Source organism: Photorhabdus temperata, from assembly GCF_025384845.1.
Taxonomy (GTDB): domain Bacteria; phylum Pseudomonadota; class Gammaproteobacteria; order Enterobacterales; family Enterobacteriaceae; genus Photorhabdus; species Photorhabdus temperata.
Genome location: NZ_JAJAFX010000019.1, coordinates 27,525 through 46,664, shown reverse-complemented (window position 1 = coordinate 46,664; position 19,140 = coordinate 27,525). Strand labels below are relative to the sequence as shown.

17 protein-coding genes and 1 other annotated feature are annotated in these 19,140 nt (G+C 44.2%); of the genes, 5 read left to right on the top strand and 12 right to left on the bottom strand.

Going from position 1 to position 19,140, the window contains the following annotated elements; translation table 11 throughout:
* The gene (alr, locus tag LGZ99_RS09315; RefSeq protein ID WP_036838953.1) at positions 1-1,080 is read right to left on the bottom strand and encodes an alanine racemase; all 1,080 of its coding nucleotides are present in this window, start codon (positions 1,078-1,080) and stop codon (positions 1-3) included.
* A 38-nt stretch (positions 1,081-1,118) separates the two neighbouring features.
* Entirely contained in the window at positions 1,119-2,528 is a 1,410-nt protein-coding gene (gene dnaB, locus LGZ99_RS09310; protein WP_262979055.1) for a replicative DNA helicase, read from the bottom strand.
* 170 nt (positions 2,529-2,698) lie between these two features.
* Here dnaB and LGZ99_RS09305 point away from each other — a divergent pair, with 170 nt between their 5' ends.
* Positions 2,699-3,682, top strand: a complete 984-nt coding sequence (locus LGZ99_RS09305; RefSeq protein ID WP_036838959.1) for a quinone oxidoreductase — start codon at positions 2,699-2,701, stop codon at positions 3,680-3,682.
* Positions 3,683-3,700: 18 nt separating this feature from the next.
* Here LGZ99_RS09305 and dusA read toward each other — a convergent pair whose 3' ends face one another.
* The 5 genes from dusA to tal form a co-directional block, all read right to left on the bottom strand.
* The gene (dusA, locus tag LGZ99_RS09300; protein WP_036838962.1) at positions 3,701-4,738 is read right to left on the bottom strand and encodes a tRNA dihydrouridine(20/20a) synthase DusA; all 1,038 of its coding nucleotides are present in this window, start codon (positions 4,736-4,738) and stop codon (positions 3,701-3,703) included.
* Positions 4,739-5,073: 335 nt separating this feature from the next.
* Positions 5,074-5,580 (bottom strand): peptide deformylase, encoded by a 507-nt coding sequence (def, locus tag LGZ99_RS09295; protein ID WP_023044504.1) that lies wholly within the window; start codon positions 5,578-5,580, stop codon positions 5,074-5,076.
* A gap of 687 nt (positions 5,581-6,267) precedes the next feature.
* Positions 6,268-6,831, bottom strand: coding sequence for a chorismate mutase (locus LGZ99_RS09290; protein ID WP_021324864.1), 564 nt, complete (start codon positions 6,829-6,831; stop codon positions 6,268-6,270).
* A gap of 138 nt (positions 6,832-6,969) precedes the next feature.
* Positions 6,970-7,545 (bottom strand): molybdopterin adenylyltransferase, encoded by a 576-nt coding sequence (gene mog, locus LGZ99_RS09285; RefSeq protein WP_023044505.1) that lies wholly within the window; start codon positions 7,543-7,545, stop codon positions 6,970-6,972.
* A 90-nt stretch (positions 7,546-7,635) separates the two neighbouring features.
* A complete protein-coding gene (gene tal / locus LGZ99_RS09280; RefSeq protein WP_021324866.1) occupies positions 7,636-8,589 on the bottom strand; it encodes a transaldolase in 954 nt (317 codons plus the stop codon).
* A gap of 378 nt (positions 8,590-8,967) precedes the next feature.
* Here tal and yaaA point away from each other — a divergent pair, with 378 nt between their 5' ends.
* Positions 8,968-9,744, top strand: a complete 777-nt coding sequence (yaaA, locus tag LGZ99_RS09275; RefSeq protein ID WP_036838965.1) for a peroxide stress protein YaaA — start codon at positions 8,968-8,970, stop codon at positions 9,742-9,744.
* A 55-nt stretch (positions 9,745-9,799) separates the two neighbouring features.
* Here yaaA and thrC read toward each other — a convergent pair whose 3' ends face one another.
* The 3 genes from thrC to thrA are packed head-to-tail and all read right to left on the bottom strand — an operon-like array spanning position 9,800 to position 14,492.
* A complete protein-coding gene (gene thrC / locus LGZ99_RS09270) occupies positions 9,800-11,092 on the bottom strand; it encodes a threonine synthase (protein ID WP_036838967.1) in 1,293 nt (430 codons plus the stop codon).
* Between the two features lie 8 nt (positions 11,093-11,100).
* The gene (thrB, locus tag LGZ99_RS09265; protein WP_023044508.1) at positions 11,101-12,030 is read right to left on the bottom strand and encodes a homoserine kinase; all 930 of its coding nucleotides are present in this window, start codon (positions 12,028-12,030) and stop codon (positions 11,101-11,103) included.
* A 2-nt stretch (positions 12,031-12,032) separates the two neighbouring features.
* The gene (gene thrA, locus LGZ99_RS09260; protein ID WP_031280728.1) at positions 12,033-14,492 is read right to left on the bottom strand and encodes a bifunctional aspartate kinase/homoserine dehydrogenase I; all 2,460 of its coding nucleotides are present in this window, start codon (positions 14,490-14,492) and stop codon (positions 12,033-12,035) included.
* A gap of 25 nt (positions 14,493-14,517) precedes the next feature.
* Positions 14,518-14,638 (bottom strand) — a sequence feature (Thr leader region).
* Between the two features lie 664 nt (positions 14,639-15,302).
* Here thrA and arcA point away from each other — a divergent pair.
* Positions 15,303-16,019: a two-component system response regulator ArcA gene (gene arcA / locus LGZ99_RS09255; RefSeq protein WP_021324871.1), complete on the top strand. Its 717-nt coding sequence runs from the start codon at positions 15,303-15,305 to the stop codon at positions 16,017-16,019.
* 148 nt (positions 16,020-16,167) lie between these two features.
* Here the strand turns inward: arcA and creA are convergent, their stop codons facing one another.
* Positions 16,168-16,653, bottom strand: coding sequence for a protein CreA (gene creA / locus LGZ99_RS09250; protein WP_021324872.1), 486 nt, complete (start codon positions 16,651-16,653; stop codon positions 16,168-16,170).
* A gap of 381 nt (positions 16,654-17,034) precedes the next feature.
* Between creA and robA the strand changes: the two genes are divergently transcribed.
* Complete coding sequence (robA, locus tag LGZ99_RS09245; RefSeq protein ID WP_021324873.1) at positions 17,035-17,910, top strand: MDR efflux pump AcrAB transcriptional activator RobA; 876 nt, start codon at positions 17,035-17,037, stop codon at positions 17,908-17,910.
* Here robA and gpmB read toward each other — a convergent pair.
* Positions 17,907-18,554 carry a 2,3-diphosphoglycerate-dependent phosphoglycerate mutase GpmB gene (gene gpmB, locus LGZ99_RS09240; RefSeq protein WP_021324874.1) on the bottom strand — a complete coding sequence of 216 codons (648 nt, stop codon included), beginning with the start codon at positions 18,552-18,554 and terminating at the stop codon, positions 17,907-17,909. The genes robA and gpmB overlap by 4 nt on opposite strands.
* 54 nt (positions 18,555-18,608) lie before the next feature.
* Between gpmB and yjjX the strand changes: the two genes are divergently transcribed.
* On the top strand, positions 18,609-19,139 hold the full coding sequence (yjjX, locus tag LGZ99_RS09235) for an inosine/xanthosine triphosphatase (RefSeq protein ID WP_021326493.1): 531 nt from the start codon (positions 18,609-18,611) through the stop codon (positions 19,137-19,139).
* Position 19,140 lies beyond the last annotated feature (1 nt).

The following is a 19,140-nucleotide window of genomic DNA, read 5'->3' as shown; positions in this document are numbered from 1 at the left end:
TCATTCGTCCAGATATTCCATTGCAACTCGGGAAGTGAGTTTAGTCATTAGCTCGTAAGTAATGATACCCGTGCATTCAGCAACCCGTTCCACTGGCAGTACATCCCCCCAGAGAACCACTTCATCACCGACTTTATCTGTAGCATCCGGCCCCAAATCAATAGATATCATATCCATTGAAACACGGCCAACAATCGGCACTTCACGCCCATTAACAAGTATTGGCGTTCCTGAGGGAGCACTGCGCGGATAGCCATCGCCATAACCAATAGCCACAACACCAAGCCAGGTATCCCGCTCACTGACCCAAGTTCCACCATAACCGACTGACTCACTGGCTTTGTGTTTACGAACCGCAATCAAACTCGATTTTAATGTCATCGCTGGGATCAGGTTAAAATCCGCCGCCGTTTTATCTGGCAATGGCGATACTCCATACATCATAATCCCAGGGCGCACCCAGTTCTGATGGGCTTCCGGCCACAACAGGATCCCCCCCGACGCATCAATAGACTTTTCTCCCGGTTTGTTAGCACAGAAAGCTTGAAAACAAGCTATCTGCTGGCGGGTTGTGTCTACGGTGGGTTCATCAGCCCTGCTGAAATGGCTGACAATATTGACGGGCTGCCGCACATTTTGGCAACGACTTAACCGTTCATAGAAAGTTTCCGCATCTTCTGGCCGAACACCGAGACGGTGCATTCCGCTATCCAGTTTCATCCACACTTTTATCGGATGAGATAATTCAGCCTGCTCAAGTGCTTCCAATTGCTCAACGCTGTGCACCACCGTCTCAATATGGTTGGCTACCAGTACAGGCAGGTCAGCCGCATCAAAGAATCCTTCTAATAACAGAATCGGTTTGACGATACCACCATGGCGTAACGTCAATGCTTCACCAATTCGCGCTACACCGAAACAATCGGCGTCTTCCAGCGTATGTGCTGTTTCCAGTAAACCGTGGCCATAAGCGTTTGCTTTCACAACTGCAATAAGATTGCTTTCAGGGGCGAGAGCCCTTACCCGTTGCAGGTTATGTCGCAGAGCGCGGCGGTCAATAACTGCGGTTGCCGCTTTCATTTTATTCCTTTATTGATTAATTCTCTGGTGGTTAATACTTATTCGTCGTCATAACTCGGTCCGGCATAGTTATCAAACCGCGACCACTGACCATTAAATGTCAGGCGAATTGTACCGATTGGACCGTTACGCTGCTTACCAAGAATGATTTCAGCCACACCTTTCATGTCGCTGCTCTCATGGTAAACTTCGTCACGATAGATAAACATAATCAGGTCGGCATCCTGCTCAATAGAGCCGGATTCACGTAAATCAGAGTTAACCGGGCGTTTATCTGCCCGTTGTTCAAGGCTACGGTTGAGCTGAGAAAGTGCAACTACCGGTACCTGAAGTTCTTTAGCCAACGCTTTGAGTGAACGGGAAATTTCTGCAATTTCCAAAGTACGGTTATCAGATAAAGACGGAACCCGCATTAATTGCAGGTAGTCGATCATAATGAGGCTCAACCCGCCATTTTCCCGGAAAACACGCCGGGCACGGGAACGCACTTCGGTTGGTGTCAGGCCGGAAGAGTCATCAATATACATATTGCGTTTTTCCAGCAATATCCCCATCGTACTGGAGATCCGCGCCCAATCCTCATCATCAAGTTGACCTGTACGGATACGGGTTTGATCCACCCGTGAAAGGGATGCCAACATACGCATCATGATCTGGTTGCCAGGCATCTCAAGACTGAAGATCAGAACAGGTTTGTCCTGCATCATGGCGGCGTTTTCACACAGGTTCATGGCGAAAGTGGTTTTACCCATAGAAGGACGAGCGGCTACGATGATCAGATCTGATTTTTGTAACCCTGCGGTTTTCTTATCCAGATCCTGGTAACCGGTAGAAACACCGGTTACGCCATCATGAGGACGCTGATAGAGTTGCTCAATACGCTCGACGGTTTCCTCAAGGATCCGTTCTATTCCTTTCGGCCCTTCATCTTTACTGGCACGGTTTTCTGCGATCTGGAATACCCGCGATTCAGCAAGATCCAATAACTCTTCACTGCTCCTTCCCTGAGGATCGTAACCCGCATCTGCAATTTCATTTGCTACGGCGATCATATCGCGGACAACAGCACGTTCGCGGACAATATCCGCATAAGCATTAATGTTAGCCGCACTTGGCGTATTTTTGGATAATTCGGCCAGATAAGCAAAGCCGCCTACATTGCTCAGATCTCCACTCTGCTCAAGAGATTCAGATAACGTAATCAGGTCGATGGGGTTGCCCATCTCCAGCAACCGCTGCATTTCAGAAAAAATACGTCGGTGTGGGCGGCTGAAAAAATCATTGCTGGTGACTCGTTCGGAAACATTATCCCAACGCTCGTTATCCAGCATTAAACCACCTAACACGGATTGCTCCGCTTCCAAAGAGTGTGGCGGAAGCTTCAGCCCTTCCATTTGGCGATCTTTTGGTTCAGCCATTTTGTTGTGAGTTGATTTTTTTCCCGCCATGAATCCCGCAATAATCTACTGATAAACCTGTAACGACGCATGAGTATACGCTATGAAGTGCCTTGAGTAATTACATATAGTTTGTAATTATTCCTGACACATTAAAGCCCGTTTACAATCAGTTCAACTACTACGTGAAAACATTCTCCCTACATTTACGAGGTTGAGTCATGGCAAAGCATATCGAATTTTCCGCAACTGGCGGCCCTGAAGTCCTGAAATATTGTGAATTCACACCCGCAGCACTTGCTAAAGATGAAGTACAAATAGAAAACAGAGCTATTGGAATCAATTATATTGATACTTATATCCGTAGCGGGCTATATCCACCGGCGTACCTGCCAAGCGGCCTGGGTACGGAGGCCGCAGGCGTAGTTAGCAAAGTGGGTTCTGCCGTAACCTCCATAAAAGTGGGTGACCGTGTGGTCTATGCGCAATCAACTTTGGGCGCTTACAGTGAAGTGCATAATGTCCCGGAAAGTAAAGTCGCTGTTCTGCCGGATGCCATCTCCTTCGAGCAAGCAGCCGCTTCTTTTTTGAAAGGGTTAACGGTTTACTATCTTCTGCGCCGTACCTACAAGATTCAACCAGACGAACCCTTTTTGTTTCATGCCGCCGCTGGTGGCGTTGGACTGATTGCTTGCCAATGGGCAAAAGCCTTGGGTGCAAAACTTATCGGAACTGTTGGCTCCGATGAGAAAGTTCAACGCGCTAAAGATGCTGGTGCATGGCAAGTTATTAACTATAACCGTGAAAATATTGTTGAGCGAGTTTATGAAATAACCAACGGTGAAAAAGTGGGTGTAGTTTATGACTCCGTAGGTAAATCCACCTGGCTAAACTCACTGGATTGCCTGAAACGCCACGGTTTGATGGTTAGTTTTGGTAATGCATCTGGGCCAGTTACGGGTGTCGATTTGGGGATTTTAAATCAGAAAGGCTCACTGTTTGTTACCCGCCCTTCTATCGCCGGCTATATTTCGACCCGCGAAGAGTTAGATGAGGCCAGCAAAGAGCTATTCGCTCTGATTACCAGCGGCAAAATTAATGTAGATGTCCCAGAAACCCAGAAATTCCCACTAAGTGAAGTGATAAGAGCGCACCAAACGTTGGAAAGTCGAGCTACTCAAGGATCAAGTTTACTGATCCCTTAACGGTAAAACGAGCGGATATTACATCCGCTCAGTTACCATTGCTAACGCCTGTTCCACAACGGAAATATCTGCCCCCAGTTTATGAGCATTTTCACTCAGATGACGACGCCACTGACGCGCGCCCGGAATCCCCTGAAAAATGCCTAAAATATGGCGGGTGATATGACCCAGATATGTTCCTTTTGAAAGCTCTTGCTCTATATAAGGATAGAGCGCTCTGATGGCTTCAATTGAATTGACCACCGGAATCGAAGAATCAAATAATTCATGATCAACATGTGCCAGAATAGACGGATTCTGGTACGCTTCACGCCCGACCATAACACCATCCACATGTTGCAGATGCTGTTTTGCTTCTTCCAGCGATTTAATACCACCATTGATAGCAATTGTTAGTTGAGGAAAATCTTTTTTCAGTTGATAAACCCGCGGGTAATCCAATGGTGGAATCTCACGGTTTTCTTTTGGGCTTAAACCAGAAAGCCAGGCTTTGCGTGCATGAATGGTAAATATATTGCAGCCACTGTGTTGCACAACCGTATCAATAAAATCGCACAGGAATTCGTAACTATCCTGTTCATCAATACCAATACGGGTTTTAACCGTGATCGGCACACTGACCACATCCTGCATTGCTTTAACACAATCTGCTACCAGTTCGGCATCTCCCATCAGACAAGCGCCAAAACGACCATTTTGCACCCGGTCCGAAGGGCAACCTACATTCAGGTTAATTTCATCATAGCCACGTTCCTGAGCGATTTGGGCACAATGCGCTAACGCTTGTGGATCACTTCCACCCAGTTGTAATGCTATTGGGCTTTCTTCTTTGTTGTATGCCAGATAATCGCCTTTACCATGAATAATTGCCCCGGTTGTCACCATTTCTGTATACAACAGCGTTTGCTTAGTTAATAGACGATGAAAATAACGGCAATGACGATCTGTCCAATCGAGCATTGGGGCAACGGAGAAGCGGCCTTGCCATAATCTATGCGGAGATTCTTGTATTCCTATGTTTTCTATGTATTTTTCAGTTTCTTTATTTTCGTGCATTTTAAGACATTTTAGGTTATTTTCGATTTACCGGTGCACTATCCAGTACACTTATACAATGGTGTACTGACGCATGAGAGATGAAGAACGGCCTATTATAACATAGTGAAACGTCCTCGCGCCGATGGCGTTATTAGGTATCGTTGTACAGTAAGAATACAGGACGGTGGTAAGCGTATATATTTTTTTGTTTCTACGGCTGTAGTACCTAATCTACGGGGTTGTGTTTGAAATAAGCTAACCATTCAAGGGGCTTTACCACAACTGCCGGAACGTCATCCACATGACATCGACGTTTCAGTTCTGCCCCTTGACTATTTTGGATTTAAATTTGGTTAAGATGCTCTGTTATTGTGATATTTTTTAATTTTTTTCAACGCCATTTGCCTTTTCAATGGTGATAAGTAATCAATAAAAATCTTGCCATGGAGATGATCAATTTCATGTTGCATCACAATAGCCAGGAAATCTTCACTTTCCACCGTGATTGCCTCACCATGCCGGTTTAATGCTTCAACTTTTACTTTTTCAAATCTTTCCACATCAGCGTAATATCCTGGGACAGACAAACATCCTTCTTGCCCTATGACACTGCGTTCTTTCTCAACGATCTTTGGGTTGACCAGAATCAAGGGCTGATCTCGATTCGCTGAAATGTCAATGATCACCACCGCTTCTTTTCGTCCAACTTGCGGTGCGGCCAAACCGATTCCATTATCCGTGTTGTACATGGTATCAAGCATGTCATCGATAAGACCTTGGATCTCTTCAATATTTGCAACTTCAACACACTTTTGCCTCAGTCGTTCATCTGGAATAGTCAATATTTTTAATGTTGCCATGACAAATGATTCTCTCTATTCAGGCAGCCTGTCGTTGCTTTCAATCGGCTTTAAACCGCACTATAGCGTTACTGCTCAAGCTGCTTTGTTCTTAGATTTATATAGTTAGTACACTTCTCACTCTGAATTCAGTGGTAACTATGCCTTAAGCGATATGTTTTCTATGATAGAAATTAACCGATATCATATCATCCAGTACACCTTGAAGCTGTTAAATAGCACTAATGGCATATCACTTGAATAAAGCCGCCGAAATGATGTAAGACCAATAAAGTTATCTAAAATCCTATTATTAATCAAAGAAGTAGTAATAAACGCTATTGCGATTTTATTTTCAATTACCGTTTCATAAAACCGGTTTTTATGAAAAAGTGTTTCAAAATCAATGATGCACATTGAAGCACCATACGATAACGCTACCCACAATTCAAAAACAAATGCATCAAGTTATCTGTAAGTCAATCTTCGTTCGCCATCTTTAATTGCAATTAAGTCAGGAAATTTATTAACAGAGTCAAAGAACTATTCAATATATCCGTAATAAGATCCATAGAAAAAATAAACGATTAGCTAATAGATATTAACTATATGAGAATTATTAACTTATTGTTATAAATAAGATTTCGAAATAGTAGATCACTTGAAGGGAACTCAGTCCGATTTTTACTAAAGAGTAAGGTGCAACTATTATTTCAATTTCACTTTTTCAAGCGCAGCAAAAATTTGCTGTTTATCCGAATCCTTTAAGTTATGTTGCTGAATATTTGCCATAAACATTTCCTTGTCAGAAGCATCTATCTTTTCTCCGTCTTTTAGCAGAATAGCAATCTGTTGGAGAATTTCAGTACTTAACCCGCTAATTTTAATACGAACATCATCTAACGGTTTTGGCTGCCAGCCATTTTCAGGAATTGACAACCAATCGGCCCGATAACGATATTGAATCGCCTTCGCGGCGTCCATCTGGATTATAATAAATGGCCTGACTGACTCTCCGCTTAATCCAAAAGACTCGGCTTCACTTATTGATTTGGCAAGCACCTTATCTTCCTGAGCCATAACCTCAACAGGTAAATGGTTTTCAGCCTTATATCCTGCCACATCTTTCATGTAAGAAAGACGCTGATTAATTAACTGGGCTACCGTCGTCTTTGTTTCCGTTGCTAGTGTTATCATTGGAAACATTGCACTCATAACCAATGCAAAACCAAAAATAAAACCAATTATCTTTGCTTTTTTTGACCGTTTCATTTTTTCACCTCGGAATTTATTCCAAACAACTAATCAACATGTTAAATGAATTATAGACTTATAATGTTGAAGTTGCCTTTCGATAAGTGTCAGATAAAAGCTCGATTTTTTTGATTCCTTCCACAGTTAGTTCATTGTTCAGCGACGAGCACTTTTCGGCCTAAAAGCAGCAACTACTTTATCATCGGTTTCGACATATGGGCCATCTAGTAATTGGATACAATATGGCACACTGGCAAAAATGCCGGATACCAGAACATTGCCATTTTCGTCTTTCAAACCTTCCAGCGTTTCTGCTATTGCTTTTGGTTGCCCTGGTAAGTTCAAAATAAGAGCCTGTTTGCGGATAACGCCAACCTGGCGGGATAGGATTGCTGTTGGAACAAATTTCAGGCTGATCTGACGCATCTGTTCGCCATAGCCTGGCATTTCACGATCTGCAACAGCCAATGTTGCATCAGGAGTCACATCACGGCGTGCGGGGCCGGTTCCACCGGTAGTCAAAACCAGATGACAGCCGATTTCATCTACCAGCTCGCACAGGGTTTGTTCAATGATAATCTGCTCATCAGGGATTAGACGAGTTTCTATACTGAAAGGTGTTGTAATAGCACTTTTTAACCACTTTTCCAGTGCCGGAATCCCTTTGTCCTGATAAACACCGCTTGATGCACGATCAGAGACGGATACCAGGCCAATGCGCAATTCATTCATACAAACCTCAATAATACATAATTAACTAACAGCAAAAAGGCGGCTAATTATGCCGCCTTTAAAACAAAAAGAATAGTTTATAACCTGTAATTACAGCAGATCAGCGATCATCTTCTCAAGTTTGCCCTGATCTACAGCAAATTTACGGATACCATCCGCCAGTTTTTCTGTAGCCATTGCATCCTGATGATGTCCCCAATAGAACTGAGCTTCATTCAGTGGCGCCGGGCGCGCTTTAATTTCACCGCTATAACCCAGCTTGCATTCAACCTCACCCTGAGTTTCAGACAGCTCTTTCAGCAGCGCTGGTGCAATAGTTAAACGGTCACAACCCGCTAATTCCAGGATCTCACCGGAATTACGGAAACTTGCACCCATTACAACAGTGTCATAGCCATGTTCTTTATAATATTGATAGATTTCCGTCACAGAAACTACGCCCGGATCTTCGTGCGGAGCGTACTCTTTCTGATCGCTGTTCGCTTTATACCAGTCGAGGATACGGCCAACGAATGGCGAAATCAGATAAACACCCGCTTCTGCGCAAGCTCGAGCCTGAGCGAAAGAGAACAGCAGAGTCAAGTTACAGTTAATACCTTCTTTTTCTAACTGTTCAGCTGCACGGATACCCTGCCAGGTTGAAGCAAGTTTGATCAGAATACGATCATTGCTGATACCCGCCTCGTTATACAGCTTAATCAGGCGTTTAGCTTTAGCGACACTGCTTTCGGTGTCATAAGACAGACGAGCATCCACTTCTGTAGAGATACGGCCAGGGATCAGTTGCAGAATTTCCAGACCAATATTCACAGCCAGTTTATCGCTGGCATCCACAATCTGCTGCTCACGGGAATCACTTTGTTCACGCGCCCACGCAATGGCTTCATCAATGAGTTTGCGGTATTCAGGGATCTGTGCAGCGTTAAGGATCAGAGATGGGTTAGTTGTAGCATCTTGTGGCTGATAAAGTTTCATCGCCGCAATATCCCCGGTATCTGCTACTACTGTTGTCAGTTTACGCAGGGAGGTTAATTTATCGGTCATTTTGTCATATCTCATCGTTATGCGTGAAATTGAGGCATTGTTACTGAGCCATCCATTGATAATAACACGCTAAGACCTTGCTGCAAGGCGGTAAAAACGATCATTCACAGTCACTTACTCGCAACCGTTTTCGATCCTGTATCTGTCGTCACGACCGTTACTTTAATCATTTTACAACTCAACTGATTGTGACTTGCTCCCACCGCTAAGTCACCAGTGACTCTGGTGGGGGTTTCTTAAAGTTCGCTTCACTCTCAAGGAAAATTTAGGGGGAGAACTCCGCAGAACACTGCCAGGCAGTTTTCGCTATCGTTGTTATTGTTCTTTTCACCTGAGTTTTTGTTAAAGTAACTCAATCTGAACAACCGGGATGACGTTATGCTTATTACTATTTCACCTGCCAAAACCCTTGATTATGAAAGCCTGCTTGCCACGGAAAAATACAGCCAGCCAGAATTACTCGACCAGTCAAAGCAGTTAATCAGTATTTGTCGAGAACTGACGCCTGCTCAAATTGCCAGCCTGATGGGTATCAGCGATAAACTCGCCGGTCTGAATGCCGCCCGTTTTGGCGAATGGCATGCTGATTTCACACCAGAAAATGCACGTCAGGCTATTCTGGCATTTAAAGGTGATGTTTATACCGGTATGCAGGCTGAGATTTTTTCCGATAGGGAGTTTGATTTTGCTCAGGCTCATCTGCGGATCCTGTCTGGTCTTTACGGTGTGCTTCGTCCTTTGGATCTGATGCAACCTTACCGGTTGGAAATGGGGATCAAACTGGAAAATAAACGCGGTAAAGATCTCTATTCTTTCTGGGGAGATCTGATCACTGAAAAGATCAATGAAGCCCTAGAGCAGCAAGGCGATAATATATTGGTTAATCTGGCTTCCGATGAATACTTCAAATCCGTTAATACGAAAAAATTAGCCGGTAAAATTATCAAACCCGTATTCCTTGATGAGAAAAACGGTAAATATAAAATCATCAGCTTTTATGCGAAAAAAGCCCGTGGGCTGATGAGCCGGTTTATTATTCAAAATCAGCTAACCCAAGCTGACCATCTGGTGGAGTTTAATCTGGATGGCTACGCATTCGATGAGTCGTTATCCAAAGGGAACGAGCTGGTATTTAAACGCCCAGAGCAACATTAAAACTTTTATTATTGATATAAACGCCGCACGATCTGTGCGGCGTTTATTTTCTTAATTACTCTGGTGCTCTTTCCATCAGGAAAGCACGTAATTCAGCAAAATTTGCGGGTAAATAATGGGACAACAACGCTAAATCAGCCCGTTCTGCCAGCGCTTCAGGCAATGGTAATTCCTCACCCAGAATTTGCTCCACACTCTCTTTAAATTTAGCCGGATGAGCCGTACCGAGAAACAGCCCGTATTCATCTTTTTGCAACTGATTACGCAGAACACGGTAAGCAACTGCCGCATGAGGTTCAGAGATATAACCCAATTTAGCCAGCGCCTTAATCGTCTCTTTAGTCACTTCATCACTGACTACACCATGGCTCAATTCACTTAACGGCCAGGATCTACGACAAAACAGCTCTTCAATACGCGGCCAGTTGTTTGGCTGACTAACATCCATTGCATTGGAAAGCGTGGCAACTGTCTGATGAGGCGCCCATTTTCCATCGGTCAGATAACGTGGAACCGTATCGTTAACATTCGTCGCAGCAATAAAGCGTTTTACCGGCAGCCCCATTGATTTCGCCAATAAACCTGCGGTCAAATCACCAAAATTCCCACTTGGTACAGAGATAACCAGTTGTTCACGTTTATCTTCTGGTAATTGAGCAACTGCCTCAAAGTAATAGCAAATTTGCGCCAACAAGCGGCTGATGTTAATTGAGTTAGCTGAATTGAGATACAGAGCTTGTTTTAACTCATTATCATCAAACGCCTGCTTAACCAGTGCCTGGCAATCATCGAAATCACCATCAATCGCTACCGTATGAATATTACCGCCCAATGTACAGAACAGTTTTTCCTGTAGCGGGCTGATTTTTCCCTGCGGATACAGGATCACCACCTGTACATTGTTCAACCCATAAAAGGCGTGTGCTACCGCTGCACCAGTATCGCCGGAAGTCGCGGTCAAGATAGTCACAGGCTGCTCACCAGCAACCTGTGCCAGCATTTGCGCCATAAAACGACCACCAAAATCTTTAAATGCCAGAGTCGGGCCGTGGAACAATTCCAGTGTTGCAACATCATCTTCCACTTTTGCCACCGGCGCCGGGAAAGTAAAAGCGCTCTTAACCCGTGCCGCCAGTTGTTCTGGCGGAATCTCATCACCAATAAACGCCGAAAGAATATGGCTGCTGCGGGTAACAAAATCCAGTTTCAGTAGTTGAGCAATTTCTTCACGGTTAAATTCTGGTAAATCTTGCGGAAAGAAAAGCCCTTGTTGTTTGCCTAACCCCTGCTTTACCGCCTGTGCAAAACTCACCTGCTCGTTGTTGTCTTTTAAGTTATACAGTTTCATCCGTTCCGTTACCCTATCTGTCGTGCGCCTGCGAGATCCAGACGGCAAATGTGTACAAAACCTTCATCATTCTGAACATAATGCTGTTGCAGCCACTGAGCCATTTTCTCTGCGGTAGTCATATCATTACAAATGGAAAATAACGTCGGGCCAGAACCAGAAATACCACAGGTCAATGCACCTATCGCTTTTGCTGCCTCACGAGCCTTGGCAAAACCCGGGAGCAGTTGCGTCCGATACGGTTCAGCAACCACATCTTTCATCAATCTGGCTGCCAATTCTGGCTGCCGTGTATGGCAGGCATGAATAAAACCGGCCAGAAAACGTCCGTGGTCGATAACATCCTGTTTAGAATATTTTGCCGGTAAAATGGCTCTGGCTTCCGCAGTGGAAACTTTGATCCCCGGATAGGCCATCACCCATAGCCACTCATCAAATGACGGCACCGACTGACAGATAATGTCCTCCTGTTCCATAATCAATTGCAAACCACCGAGGTAGCATGGAGCGACATTATCATAGTGAATGCTGCCGGAAATGCGCCCTTCCAGTTGCCCCATCATTTCCAGTAATTGGTGTTCACTGAATGGACGCCCCGTAAATTCGTTCAGCGCCATTAAACCCGCCACAACAGAACAAGCACTGGAGCCAAGACCAGAACCAATTGGCATATTCTTTTCCAGCGTCATCTCCACGGGTAATTGTTTACCTAAATGCTGGCAGAACAGCTGCCAGCACTGATAAACGATATTGTATTCCGGCTCCGCAGGTAACTTTCCGACAAACCGCCCTTCATTACGCAAACTAAAACTCTCCGCGGCCCGGACAGTAACACAGTCACCTAACAAAGTACCATCAACCGGAGAGACCGCTGCTCCCAGCACATCAAACCCAACACTGACGTTCCCGATGGATGCGGGCGCATAGACTTTAACCACAATTAAACTCCCTGTTTCCAGGATAAAGTACGCAGCATATCTGCAAAAACACCTGCGGCAGTGACATCATTACCTGCCCCGTAACCCCGCAGCACCAACGGTATTGGTTGGTAGTAGCGTGTGTAGAATGCCAGCGCATTTTCGCCATTTTTGACTTTATAAAGCGGATCATTGCCATCTACTGCGGAGATTTTCACCCTGCACCGGCCATGTTCAATCATGCCAACATAGCGCAACACTTTTCCTTGTTCCTTCGCTTCTGCCACCCGCTGGCTGAAAACTTGATCAAGAAGGGGCAAATGCTCAAGAAAAGTATCCACACTACCGCTACTATCAAAAGAGACTGGCAGCACAGGCTCCACATCAATATCCGCCAGTTCAAGTTCATAACCTGATTCACGGGCGAGGATCAACAGCTTACGGGCAACATCCATACCGGAGAGATCATCACGCGGATCCGGTTCGGTATAGCCTTTCTCTTTCGCCAGTAAAGTCGCCTGCGATAACGACATTCCTTCATCCAACATACCAAAAATGAAAGAGAGAGAACCGGAAAGAATACCATTGAACTGCACCAGTTCATCACCCGCGTTAAGCAGATTTTGCAAGTTCTCAATAACTGGCAGACCCGCACCCACATTGGTGTCATACAGAAATTTACGTTTAGATTTCTCTGCTGCCTTACGGATCTGACGATAATAAGCCATTGACGAAGTATTGGCTTTCTTATTCGGCGTTACCACGTTGAAACCATCACTCAGGAAACTGGCATATTGGTCAGCAATTTGCTGACTGGAGGTACAATCTACTATTACCGGATTAAGCAAATGGTACTCTTTCTCCAGGCGTATCAGACGGCTTAGACTGAATGGCTCTTTGGCCTCTGATAAACACTGCTGCCAGTTATCAAGACAAATACCTCTCATTTCCGTCAGCATGGCTCGTGAATTGGCGATACCACATACCCGTAAATCAATGTGCTTTTGCTTCAGCCAGGTTTGCTGACGACGGATCTGCTCAAGCAAAACGCTGCCAACACCACCGACACCAACAACAAAGAGCTCGATCACCTGATCGGTATTAAATAACATCTGATGGCATAGACGAACCGCTGTCGTTGCCATTTCATTGTCGATAACCGCGGAGATAGAACGTTCAGAAGATCCCTGTGCGATAGCGACAATATTGATATTACCGCGAGCCAGTGCGGAGAAGAAACGGGCAGAGATGCCACGCAAGGTACGCATACCATCACCCACAACAGAGATAATGGAAAGATTTTCCATTACATCCAGAGGATCAAGAACACCATCTTTCAGTTCGAGATAGAATTCTTCACTCAACGCCTGACGAGCACGTTCCAATTCACGTTGAGGGACACAGAAGCTGATGCTGTATTCTGAAGATGACTGAGTAATCAATACAACAGAGATCCCTTTGCGGGACATGACAGCAAATACCCTTGCGGCCATACCAACCATCCCCTTCATACCAGGGCCTGATACGTTGATCATTGCCATATTGCCCAGGTTGGTAATTCCTTTTACCGGCGTACTTTCATCTTGCTGACCGTCACCAATAAGTGTTCCCGGCGCGTCTGGATTAGCTGTATTTTTAATCAAACAAGGGATTTGGAATTGAGCAATCGGGGCGATAGTCCGCGGATGAAGCACTTTAGCACCGAAATAAGAGAGTTCCATCGCTTCCTGATAGGACATGCCTTTTAATAGCCGTGCATCCGGTACAACTCTGGGATCACAGGTATAAACGCCATCTACATCCGTCCAGATTTCGCAGCATTCAGCCCGCAAACAAGCAGCCAAGACAGCAGCAGAATAGTCAGAACCATTTCGCCCCAGGACAACCAACTCCCCTTTATCATTGCCGGCAGTAAATCCAGCCATCAGGACAATATGGTCATCAGGAATATTCAGAGAAGAAATGCGCTTGGTAGACTCATTAATGTCTACCGTAGATTCAAGGTAATGACCTTGTGCCAACAGATTTTTTACCGGATCAATTACCGTGACTTTGTGACCACGTGTCTGCAATACAGACTCCATGATTGCGATAGAGAGTTTTTCACCACGGCAAATCAGGGAAGCGTTAATGCTGTCCGGGCATTGACCCAGTAATGCAATACCATGCAGAACCTGTTTCAATTGAGCAAATTCTTGCTCCACCACCATTTTTAACCGCTCATAATCGAAACCAGGTTGTGCTTGCGCTAACCCCTGTAATAAATCAGCAAAGATCTGCTCTGCATCGTGCATATGGGTAATAACATCTTGCCCAGCCGCAGTTTTTTCGATCATCGCCACTAAATGGTTGGTAATTTTTGCCGGGGCAGAAAGCACTAACGCAACCCCTCCCTGAGAATGTTTTTTCTCTGCAATATCGGCGACGCTCTGCACACGCTGGCAATTAGCGACCGAAGTTCCTCCAAATTTAAGCACTCGCATTAACATTTTTCTCCTGATTTTGCGCCAAAAAAAAGCCCGCATCTGATTTGGATGCGGGCTTTTCTCTCTATCTTAATATATGCGTCAGCCCGCCCCGTAACGTGTAGTTCCGGTGGTGATAATAATTGTCGTTTTCAGGCTGATAGTTTGCATAGGTTCCTGTCTGTCATTTAATTGGTTCGACCCTATACTGGTTAAATGAATTCGTTCACAAAGTCAAACATTTTATCTAAATAATCTTATTTTTTTGGTATTTTTCCCATTGGAATAATTCATTTCATAGTCATCGATACCAACAAATATATCTTACTGAACGTAATATTTTAGTTGTTAAATCTATTTTTAACAAAATTAACAATATGTTTTGTCTTTTAATAAAAATCAATTATTTTTGTTCGCCGGCAAGCTTATTGTAGATTGTTTTTTACACAACAACGCTCAGTGCGTTAACAGGAATTTGTCATTTGCCTGACATAGTACAAGGTATAAAATAACAAATATAAATAATATTAACGTGCTACAATCAATTTTGATGTACGTCAATAAAAGGTAGTTTTTTTAGATGGTAAATGCATTGCAAGCTGTTATATTGCTGTTAATAGACTAACATAACACTGTTTAGCTAGTTTTTTCGGGTATATGCCCACAAAGGAAAAACAACTTTTACTTTCAGTGTAAAACATATCAATAAATGTTATTACTGACTTAAGCTATAATTTCAGTGATGACAAACAATAACCAGTAAATATCCTGAGATAAGAGTAGTTTGAGTCATTCTGATTTTATTTTAAGCGATTCTAGGTAGCAACCATGCAAACCCCGCACATTTTGATTGTTGAAGACGAAATTGTCACTCGCAATACCCTGAAAAGCATTTTCGAAGCTGAAGGGTATATTGTTTATGAAGCCACCGATGGTTCAGAAATGCACCATATTCTGTCAGACAGTGACATCAACCTGGTGATTATGGATATTAATCTTCCAGGCAAAAATGGCTTGTTACTTGCCCGCGAATTACGTGAGCAAGCGAATGTTGCTTTAATGTTCCTGACCGGCCGTGATAATGAGGTAGACAAGATCCTTGGGTTGGAAATTGGTGCGGATGATTACATCACCAAACCCTTTAACCCACGAGAATTAACTATTCGGGCCCGCAACCTGCTTTCCCGTACCATGAATCTGAGTACTGTCACCGAGGAGCGACGCCAGGTTGAGAGCTACAAATTCAATGGCTGGGAATTGGATATCAATAGCCGTTCTCTGATCAGCCCGGCTGGTGAGCAATACAAATTGCCACGCAGTGAGTTCCGCGCCATGCTTCATTTCTGTGAAAATCCGGGTAAGATCCAGACTCGCGCAGAATTATTGAAAAAGATGACAGGCCGTGAACTGAAACCTCATGACCGTACTGTTGATGTGACTATCCGGCGTATCCGTAAACATTTCGAATCTAACCCAGATACGATGGAAATTATTGCCACCATTCATGGCGAAGGTTATCGTTTCTGCGGTGATTTAGAAGTGTAGTGTGAATCATCGATATATCTATACCCAATAGATTTCAAGTTGCAGCGCGGCGGCAAGTGAACGCAGCCAACAAAGCAGCAACTTGAAAGATGAAGGGTATAAAATAAATAACAGGATGGGATATCCATGAGGAACCCCATCCTGCCTCTCAGTTTTCCGCAACTTTCCACGGCATAATGGGTACAGCACTGATCGCATTCTTTGGTGAACCATCAATCATTTTGTCAGAATAAGTCAGATAGACTAATGCATTACGGTTTGCATCGTAAAAACGAACAACCTGAAGTTTTTTAAACACCAGTGAAGTGCGTTTCTGGAAAACAATCTGACCCTTCTTACCGCCCTTTTTAATTTTGTCTGTCAGTTCAATGGATCCGACTTGTTGGCAGGAAATAGCCGCATCAGCGGTATCTTCTGCAAGCCCCAATCCCCCTTTTATTCCACCTGTTTTTGCTCTGCTCAGGTAACAAGTCACATTTTTAACATCTGGATCATCAAACGCTTCCACCACAATTTTGTGATCTGGCCCGATAAATTTAAAAACAGTGTCTACCGAGCCAATTTCTTCAGCCTGAGTAGCCAAAGGTACGAACAACAATGTAGTTGCTACTAATATCTTTATGATTTTTAACATATATAATCTCATACCTTAATTAATTAAGCCTAAAATTCCACCACGCTAATACCAAACAGGGTGGTAATAACACCAACAATAATAGTTACTCATTAATATAATTTCATAAAGTAATGAGTGAAATAATAATACGAATAAGTATCCTATTGTAAATAGAAGACTTGTCTTACACTTAGTGTTTATATCCAGTAGAGTTATTGTTGAATGCTACTCTTGTCAATAAATTATGAACACGAACAGCACGCAGAAACCAGAACGTACACAATACATGTGAATGATTCGTTTCACTTAACTTGCGGGCCTGTTCAAATAGCAAACAAAATAGCCTAATGGTATAGGCTCTTATATTATTCTTTCTGGTCTTAATGACTAAGGATATGTATGGATCAAACCAGCATCATTCGTGATTTATTACGTTGGCTAGATAATCATCTGGATCAACCGTTATCACTCAACAATGTTGCAGCCAAAGCAGGTTATTCTAAATGGCACCTGCAACGTATGTTTAAAGATGTTACCGGCCAGGCTATTGGCTCCTATATCCGTGCCAGAAGGTTATCGCGGGCAGCTGTTGCTTTGCGTTTAACCAGCCGCCCTATTCTGGATATTGCTTTACAATACCGGTTTGACTCCCAACAAACTTTCACTCGTGCATTTAAAAAACAATTCAATAAAACTCCGGCACTTTATCGGCTCAGTGAGGAATGGTGCGCAGCCGGCATTTGCCCCCCCATATTACTGGATAAGCGGCATATTCCCGAAGCAATATATATCACGCTGGAGGAACAGCCACTGGTTGGTATAGAACAGACCTGTTCCTATACGCTGGAACAGTGGTCCAGTTCTTGTACTGAAATGCGCCATAATTTCTGGACATACTATCTGCAAAATGCAGAAGTGTTACCGCCTGTGCTTTATGGCCTTCACCACGCTATTCTCAATCCAGAAAAAGAAGATGAGCAGACAGTGTTCTACACGACAGCGGTAGAACCCAAATATGCGCAGTTTGATGTAGCAGGTAGCCAACCTGTTACATTGCCAGCTGGAGAGTATGTCTCATTTAGTTACTATGGCACCAAAGATGGCTTACAGGATTTCCTGTTCACCGTCTATGGTATTTGCTTGCCAATGCTAAATCTGACACGCAGGAAAGGATACGATATCGAACGCTATTATCTCACCAATACCAATGAACGAGAAAAGGAAGCAGCGAATCATATCATCGAATTTCAGTATCTCATTCCTATCCAGCACTAACGCTGTAATTCATCCAATGCGGGCATATCAAGATGTGTGATATCGCCTGCCGTTTCCACGATCCAGCCTGATGCCAGCCACGGGCTGTGCTGATAATCCACTCTGGACAGGGAGCAATTACGCAAACGAAGACGACGTTCAGCATGTGCGGGTAATCCCAATATCGTGCTAACTAAGCATCCCAAAGCAATTCCATGACTGACCAGCAACGGCCGGCTACCACCAGGCAGATGACGGCAAGTCTCCAATGCGGCTCTCATACGCACAGAGAGCTCTTCCATAGATTCGCCTTCGGGGATGCGCCCGCCGGGTGTACCATCAAGGACTTTCTTACGCCACTTTTCTTCCTCTGAAGTCAGTGAGTCAATATTTCTGCGCTCAAGCACTCCCATGTGCAATTCACGCAAACGTGGCTCCAAAATCACTTCACAACCACAAACCTCCGCAATGATTTCCGCGGTGCGACGTGTGCGCCCGAGGTCACTGGTAATAATATGGGTAATCTTTTCAGATTTTACTCTTTGCGCCACTAATCTGGCCTGATGTTCGCCTGTTTCGGTTAAAGGGCTGTCAGATTGTCCCTGAATACGACGTGCCGCATTCCATTCGGACTCCCCATGACGAACAAGATATACCTGTAACATTTTCATTTTCCGTTATACTGCGTAAATATTAGTTCAAAGGATAACTTATCTATTATGTATCACGTTATTGCTGCAACCACCAACCCCGCCAAAATTAAAGCCATCAGTCTCGCATTTGATGACGTTTTTGGACCAGGTGCTTACCGGATCGAAGATATCAATGTAGACAGCAGTGTCCCACAACAACCCATAGGTAACACAGAAACCCGTACCGGTGCCCGTCAGCGTGTGATGGCCGCCAGGCAGGTCCGCCCCGAAGCAGACTTTTGGGTAGGTGTGGAAGCAGGTATTGAAGATGATATGACATTTGCCTGGATGGTAGTGGAATATCAGCAAATTCGCGGAGAATCCCGCTCTGCCAGCCTGATGTTGCCAGAGAAAATTCTTGATGGTATCCGCGAGGGGCGTGAATTAGGCCACGAAATGGCTTACCTCACCGGTGTTGATAACATCAAACAGAAAGGCGGTGCTATTGGCTTTTTCACTGATGGCATCCTGACTCGTACCAGTGTGTACCATCAAGCCTTGATACTCGCTTTAGTGCCTGTCCATCATGAAATTTATAAAGAACTGAATGCCCGTTAAA